Here is a 7,580-nt window from a genome sequence, read left to right as displayed (position 1 = left end):
CAGGCACCTCGGTGTGTCAGTTGCACCGCGGCGATGCTATCGCAGGCAAGCCAGCTCCCACAAAAGCCAGCCCACAGAAGCCCGCCCTAAACCCACCACCTTGCATTTCGTTTAACCTTTCAGGATAAAATTGGTCACAGATTCTTACAAACCACAAAGGGAGCTTGTCGTAATGATCGTAGGAATCGACCTGGGAACCACCAACAGCCTCGCCGCCGTCTGGCGCGGTGACGCCGCCGAGATGGTGCCCAATGCCCTGGGTGAGTTGCTGACCCCAAGCGTGGTAGGCCTGGATGACCAAGGCCGCATCCTGGTAGGCCAGGCCGCCAAGGAACGCCTGCACACCCACCCGCACCTGACCACTTCGCTGTTCAAGCGCTACATGGGCAGCGCCACCGAAGTGCGCCTGGGCGACCGCTCGTTCCGCCCCGAAGAACTCTCGGCGCTGGTGCTCAAAAGCCTCAAGGAAGACATCGAACGCACCTACGGCCACACCGTCACCGACGCCGTAATCAGCGTGCCCGCCTACTTCAGCGACGGCCAACGCAAAGCCACGCGCATCGCCGGTGAGCTGGCCGGGCTCAACGTCGACAAACTGATCAACGAACCCACCGCTGCCGCCCTCGCCTACGGCCTGCATCAGCGTGACAAGGAAACCTCGTTCCTGGTGTTCGACCTTGGCGGCGGCACCTTTGACGTGTCGATCATCGAGCTGTTCGACGGCGTGATGGAAGTGCGCGCCAGCGCCGGCGACAACTTCCTCGGCGGTGAAGATTTCGACACCCTGCTGCTGGAACACTTCGTCGATAGCCAGCGCCACGCCGCCGGGTTCCCACCCACCAGCAGCGTCTTGCACGCCCTGCGCCGCGAAGCCGAGCGCGTGCGCAAGGCCCTGGGCCAGGACGACAGCGCCGAATTCGCCCTGCGCGTCGACGGCCAGCAGTGGCTCAAAACCATCACCCAGCAGGAACTCGCCACGCTCTACACGCCGCTGCTGGAGCGCCTGCGCGCGCCCATCGAGCGGGCCCTGCGCGATGCGCGGATTCGCGTCGGCGACCTTGATGAAATCCTCCTGGTGGGCGGCACCACCCGCATGCCGCTGGTGCGCAAGCTGGCTGCGGGTTTGTTCGGCCGCTTCCCGTCCATCAGCCTCGACCCCGACCAGGTGGTCGCCCACGGCGCCGCGATCCAGGCCGCGCTAAAAGCGCGCTCGGCAGCGCTGGAAGAAGTGGTGCTGACCGACGTCTGCCCCTACACCCTGGGCATCGAAACCTCGCAGCAGTACGGCGGCCATATCGAAAGCGGTCACTACCTGCCGCTGATCGAACGCAACAGCAGCGTGCCGGTGAGCCGGGTCAAGAGCGTGGTCACCCTGCACGACAACCAGAGCCAGGTGCTGCTGAAGATCTACCAGGGCGAAAGCCGCCTGGTCAAAGACAACATCGAGCTGGGCCAACTGGACATTGCCGTGCCCAAGCGCAAGGCCGGTGAAGTCTCGCTGGACGTGCGTTTCACCTACGACAACAACGGCCTGCTGGAAGCCCAGGTGAAGATCCCGCTGACCGGCGAGCAGCACTCCCTGGTGATCGAGAACAATCCCGGCGTGTTGAGCCCGGACGAAATCCAACAACGCCTGCAAGCCCTGGCGCAGTTGAAGGTCCACCCGCGCGACCAACAGGTCAACACCGTGCTCACCGCCCGCCTCGAACGGCTCTACCAGGAAAACCTCGGTGAGCTGCGCGAACAGTTCGGCCACTGGGCCGCGCAGTTCCAGCAGGTGCTCGACACCCAGGACGAGCGGCGCATCCGCGAGGCCCGCAGCGAACTGACCCGTCAACTCGAACAGCTCGATAACGGGTTCTGGCGCTGAGGAAACACCCCATGGATTGCTGGACCGTACTGCAACTGCCGGAAGACACCGACGAGCGCACCATCAAGCGCACCTACGCGCGCCTGCTCAAAAGCTGCCGCCCGGACGATGACGCCGAAGGTTTCCAGCGCCTGCGCGAAGCCTACGAAGAAGCGCTGGCCTACGCACGCTGGCGCGCTGACTGGGAAGAAGACGACACCCGCGTGGAAGAGCCCGTAGCTGCACACGCCTACGGCAACCTCAACGACCTCGCCGAGCTGATGGACGTCAGCGCCCTGCACCCTGCCCCGCTCGAAACACCAGAGCCCGACCCGGCCCAGGCGCTGATCCGCGGCCTTAACCTGCACACTCTCGACGAGCGCTGGGCCCAGGCGCAGCAGCAAGGCTGCAGCGACGCGTTCCAGGCCGGCCTGTTGCGCCACTGCTTCGACAGCCCCGGCGAGCGCGGTGCGATTGTCGGTTGGGCCGTGCACCACCTGGAATGGCTGACACCCTGGCAACAGGTAGCCATGACCCCATGGCAGCAGGATGCACTGACCGGCGAGCTGCTCCAGGACTACCGCCGCACCTTGCAGGAACTGCTGGAGCAAAAGGCCGAACGCGAGTTCATCACCCAGCTCAGCCAGTACACCAGCCAAGCCTGGCTGCGGGTGTTCGACCTGCAACAACAGTGGCAACGCATCGTCCTGCGCCTGCTGCACGACACCACCTGGAGCGTGCCGCTGTTCGAGCGCGTATGCCAGGCGTTCGGCTGGGACGACCAGCAAGGCGTGTATCCGGAACCCGCCTGGATGTGGCGCGAACTGGTCGCGCGTTGCGAGCAGGAAAGTTTCTACGAGCATTTGCAGGCCAAGGCGCAGGACCCCACCTGGAAATCACCCGATGCCATGGCCGCACGCCTGCTGCTGACGCCCCTGTCCGACACCCAGCAAAGCGCGATGGCCGCGCGGTTCAGTGACAACGACTGGCACGCCTGCCAACAACTGGCCGAAACCCTCAACTGGCGTTATCCGCAACTGCTGGAGCGCCTGCCCCAGACCGACGTGTTTTTCTGGCGCAAATTCCTCCCGCGCCCGGTGTCCCATCGCAGCTGGATACGGCTGTGGGGCGCTTTAGCCTTGGCCACGGGGCTGGCCATCGTCCCCGAGACCAAAACACTGTCCACCGAAGCGATCCTGGTGGTGCTGCTGACCGTCATTCCGGCCTTCCTCGCGATCCGTGGCACACAACTGTGGGCCGCCGTGACCTCACGCGTGATCCTCCCCGACCTGTGGCTGACCCAGCGCCTGCTGCCCGAACGCTTCAACCCGCATCAGCAGTGGCTGGTGCTGCGCCACGGTGTCCCACAACTGTGCCTGCTGGTGTTCTTCGGCATGTTGCTGGGGGTGATGGGCATGCTGGCGTATGCCGGGATGATCCTGATCCACGTGCTGCACCCCAAGCGCATCGGTCAGGTCAGCGAGCACGTCGAGCACTATTACCCGTGGTTCAGTGGGTTGCATTGGGCCCACTGGAGCCCGCTGCAAGTGGCGTTCCTGGCGGTGATGGTGCCCGCCACGCTGCTGTGCCAGCGCTACTTGCCCGAGATCCCTTGGACCAGCCTGAAGCACTTTCTCTAGGCACAAACACGCCGGGCCCCAGCGCCCGGCAACTTGCGTGCGATCATCGCCCACAACCCGCCCTCCCCCGATTGAACCGCTTGCACCCCGCCCCGCACCATGGCCCGCACCTGCACAACCTCCAATAACAATAGGTTCAACGCCATGAGCACGTTCCGCCCTCGCCAGCTGTTGCTGGCTGCCGCAGTCACCAGCCTTGCCTTGCCCGTCGTCGCCGAAGAACACGGCTTCCTTGAAGACGCCAGCGCCAACCTCAACCTGCGCAACTTCTTCTTCAATCGCAATTACACCAACCCGACCAAGGCCCAGGGCGGCGCGCAGGAGTGGACGCAGAGTTTCATCCTCGACGCCAAGTCCGGCTTCACCCAGGGCACGGTGGGTTTCGGCGTGGATGTGCTGGGCATGTACTCATTGAAGCTCGATGGCGGACGCGGCACCGGCGGCACCCAGTTGTTGCCTCTGGACCACGACGGCCGCCCGGCGGATGAATTCGGGCGCCTGGGCGTGGCGTTCAAGGCGAAGATCTCGAAGACCGAATTGAAGGTCGGCGAATGGATGCCGGTGCTGCCGATCCTGCGCGCAGACGACGGCCGCTCCCTGCCGCAAACCCTGCGCGGCGGGCAGATCACCTCCAAAGAGATCGACGGCCTGACCCTCTACGGCGGCCAGTTCCGCGCCAACAGCCCGCGTGACGACAGCAGCATGAACGACATGTCGATGGTCGGTAAAACCGCCTTCACCTCCGACCGCTTCAACTTCCAGGGCGGTGAATACGCGTTCAACGACAAGCGCACCCAGGTCGGCCTGTGGAACGCCCAGCTCAAGGACATCTACCGCCAGCAGTTCGTCAACCTGATCCACAGCCAGCCCCTGGGCGCCTGGACCCTGGGCGCCAACCTCGGCTTCTTCTACGGCAAGGACGACGGCAGCGCCCGCGCCGGCAGCCTCGACAACAAGACCTGGTCCGGCCTGTTCTCGGCCAAGTACGGCGGCAACACCTTCTACATCGGCCTGCAAAAACTCACCGGCAACAACGCCTGGATGCGCGTCAACGGCACCAGCGGCGGCACCCTGGCCAACGACAGCTACAACTCCAGCTACGACAACGCCGAGGAAAAATCCTGGCAACTGCGCCACGACTACAACTTCGCCGCCCTCGGCGTGCCGGGCCTGACCCTGATGAACCGCTACATCAGCGGCAGCAACGTGCACACAGGCTTAATCACCAACGGCAAGGAGTGGGGCCGCGAAAGCGAAGTGGGCTACACCGTGCAAAGCGGCGTGGCGAAAAACCTCACGGTGCGCCTGCGCAATTCCAGCATGCGCCGCGACTACAGCAACAACGAGTTTGATGAGAACCGGTTGATCGTCAGCTACCCGATCAGTTTGCTGTAAGACCTCATTACAACCTCGCAGGAACGTTTTGGCAGAGGCGGACACTTCCAGAAGGCAGGCATACCGCCTGACTCTTCGAAAGGAATTACAAATGGAAGTGTCCAAAAGCCTCGAAAACACGCACCGCCCGCCCCTGAAAGACAAGCACCCCGCCCCTGTAGTGTCAGTCGAGAACAGCCGCTACGTACCCGCCGTCGCCCCTCAACTGCCGTTCACACCGGATAATCAGATCCAGGCCTACGTACAACCGGTCCTGGATGACGGCACCTTGAAAGCCAGCTGCCAATCGATCTGGGAACAAGACGTGACTTACAGCCTGCAGAACAGCCTGATCCTCGACACGGGTGACGAGGCCGACCTGCTCCATGTCAGCCAGACACGCGCAGGACAGTTGGATGTTAGGGTCAACGGCCGGTTATATCGTTTTGACAGCGAGGATACAGACGGCAAGCCCCTCACCTTTCACTTCAAACTCCATGGCGGTGCAGACAACATCAGCATCGACGCCAGCGTGACGCAACCCGTCATCGTGGACGCCGGCGACGGCAATGACCGCGTGCAGGCTGGCGGCGGCTACACCCGCCTGTTCGGTGGAAATGGCGATGATGTGCTGCGTTTAGGCAGTGGCCTGGGTTATGCCGAGGGCAACGACGGTGACGACACGATCATCGGCGGCACGGGCGACAACGTCATGTACGGCAACAACGGCAATGACCGCCTGTACGCCGGTGCGGGGCCATACAGCAAAACCAGCTACCTGGATGGCGGCAGCGGCAATGATCGACTGTACGCGGGCAACGGCCATACGGTGTTGCATGGAGGAGCCGGGGATGATCGCTTGATCGGCCACGACCGCAGTACGTTCTACACCGGCAGCGGTCATGACAGGGTGATTGCCAATCGGCCTGGCGACCTGATCTACGCGCAAGCAGGCGATACGATTGAGCGCCTCAATGGCTCGCTGTTGACCACCGTCACGGCCGGTCCATCGCCACTAGAAGGTTTTGTCATAAAAGGCTCTGCCGATTTTGTCCAACGGGTCGAAGATGACCTGGCTTTGCTGCGCAGCTCTCCACAGGGCAAACAGATGTTGGCCGAGATGAATGCAATCGCGCGGCGTAACGGCGCCCCCGTCACGCTCGTGGAGGACGTGCTCGACACGGGAAGCGGGTACGTCTATGGCAGCCAGGAACTCAAAGCCTTGTTGCAATATGAACGGCCCCCTGTAGTCGGCGACGACCCCAAGTGGGGCTTTATGGTCTATGGCGTGCCGGGATCTCGGGCTGATCGAGCTGAAATTTCCTACAATCGCTCCGCCCTCGAGGTACTGGGCGGCGTGACGTACTCACCGATCACGGTGCTCTACCACGAAATGGTGCATGCCTATAACGCGGGTAATGGCACCGCGTTGACGGGCGCGACCGTTGAAACCGTTGAGGGCGAGCAACACGCTGTCCCCAACAGCGAACGTCAGGCCGTAGGGCTGCCCACCACGCCCGCGACCACCGCCAACCCCAAACCCTTCACTGAAAACGCCTTGAATGAAGAAATGGGCAAGCCGCTGCGCACCCAATACGTCGGCTGACCCTTAGCAACGTTCGTTTGTCAGCCTGTAACCTTACACAGCCGATCTTGCTGTATGGTGCGCGCCTGCCGCTGCTGATCCACCCAGTAGCGGCCTTTACCCGAGCCCGCGCCCACCATGAAATCCTTCGCCATCGCATCCGCCCTGCTGGCCCTGGCCTTGAGCCTCAGCGGCTGCATTGGTTCGCCCATCGCCCTGACGCCGGAGACCGAGCAACGCCTGCAAGCCCAGGCGCCGATCCGTTTCCTGCTGACTTTCGATGACGGCCCCAGTGCGTCCGGCTACAACAACCCGAGCCGCTCGGTGGTCGCCGACCTGGCGACCAACCCCGTGTTGCCGGGCATCAAAGCGGTGTTCTTCCTACAGACCGAATCCTCACGCTCCGGTGGCAGCTCACGTGGGCGCAAGACCATGGAACGGGAGTACGCCGGCGGGCACATCCTGGCCTTCCACACGGCAACGATGTTTCATACCAACCATCGCTGGCTGAATGACGCCGAGCTGGAAAGCACCCTCAGCCAAGGCGCGGCCGACATCGCCTCGATCACCGGCCGCCCGCCCGTGCTGGTGCGCCCGCCGTTCTGGAACTACGACCGGCGCACCTTTGCCGCTTACCAGCGTCATGGCATGCACGTACTGCTGACCGACTTGAGCGCCAATGACGGCAAGATCTGGGGCTTCAACGGCAGCCCGCGCCGCCGGGCCAACCTGTACCGGCAACTGTCGGTGGTGCGCGAGCGCATTGCGTTGGAGGAATTGCCGACGGTGGACGGGGTGATTCCGGTGGTGGTGACGTTCCACGACATCAACCGCTACACGGCGCGGCACATTCAGGAGTACTTGCAGATCCTGCTGGACAGCGCACGGATCAACGGCATGAAGACGGCGGCCGAGCCGTTCTACACCGACACGGCCCAACTCGAACGCGCCGCGCTGGCCCGCACAGTGAAGGATGTGAGTGAACCGGTGCACCTGCCGGGCGTGTGGAATTGGGTGTGGGATGCTGACTCCCACTGACACCCTGCAATCAATGTGGGAGCTGGCTTGCCTGCGATAGCAGTGGGTCAGCTAAACAGTTGCTGGCTGATACACCGCTTTCGCAGGCAAGCCA

At 63.2% G+C, this 7,580-nt stretch carries 5 protein-coding genes; all 5 read left to right on the top strand.

The window, feature by feature from the left end:
• The first annotated feature begins 172 nt into the window (after positions 1-172).
• The 5 genes from NUV89_RS17195 to NUV89_RS17175 all read left to right on the top strand — a co-directional run bounded on the left by NUV89_RS17195 (position 173) and on the right by NUV89_RS17175 (position 7,486).
• A complete protein-coding gene (locus NUV89_RS17195) occupies positions 173-1,870 on the top strand; it encodes a molecular chaperone HscC (protein WP_257782259.1) in 1,698 nt (565 codons plus the stop codon).
• Between the two features lie 11 nt (positions 1,871-1,881).
• On the top strand, positions 1,882-3,489 hold the full coding sequence (locus NUV89_RS17190; protein WP_257782258.1) for a J domain-containing protein: 1,608 nt from the start codon (positions 1,882-1,884) through the stop codon (positions 3,487-3,489).
• A 144-nt stretch (positions 3,490-3,633) separates the two neighbouring features.
• Positions 3,634-4,884, top strand: a complete 1,251-nt coding sequence (locus NUV89_RS17185; protein ID WP_257782257.1) for an OprD family porin — start codon at positions 3,634-3,636, stop codon at positions 4,882-4,884.
• Positions 4,885-4,975: 91 nt separating this feature from the next.
• Entirely contained in the window at positions 4,976-6,469 is a 1,494-nt protein-coding gene (locus NUV89_RS17180) for a M91 family zinc metallopeptidase (protein ID WP_257782256.1), read from the top strand.
• Positions 6,470-6,586: 117 nt separating this feature from the next.
• Complete coding sequence (locus NUV89_RS17175; protein WP_257782255.1) at positions 6,587-7,486, top strand: polysaccharide deacetylase family protein; 900 nt, start codon at positions 6,587-6,589, stop codon at positions 7,484-7,486.
• Positions 7,487-7,580 lie beyond the last annotated feature (94 nt).

The sequence above is a fragment of the Pseudomonas sp. 18.1.10 genome, assembly GCF_024655625.1.
Classification (GTDB): Bacteria; Pseudomonadota; Gammaproteobacteria; order Pseudomonadales; family Pseudomonadaceae; genus Aquipseudomonas.
The sequence above is the reverse complement of the archived record's forward strand: the minus strand, read 5'-3'. Positions and strand labels throughout refer to the sequence as shown.

Coding starts and splice junctions, on each gene's coding strand:
- NUV89_RS17195 (WP_257782259.1), top strand. CDS start 173: ATGATCGTAGGAATCGACCTGGGAACCACCAACAGCCTCGCCGCCGTC.
- NUV89_RS17180 (WP_257782256.1), top strand. CDS start 4,976: ATGGAAGTGTCCAAAAGCCTCGAAAACACGCACCGCCCGCCCCTGAAA.
- NUV89_RS17185 (WP_257782257.1), top strand. CDS start 3,634: ATGAGCACGTTCCGCCCTCGCCAGCTGTTGCTGGCTGCCGCAGTCACC.
- NUV89_RS17190 (WP_257782258.1), top strand. CDS start 1,882: ATGGATTGCTGGACCGTACTGCAACTGCCGGAAGACACCGACGAGCGC.
- NUV89_RS17175 (WP_257782255.1), top strand. CDS start 6,587: ATGAAATCCTTCGCCATCGCATCCGCCCTGCTGGCCCTGGCCTTGAGC.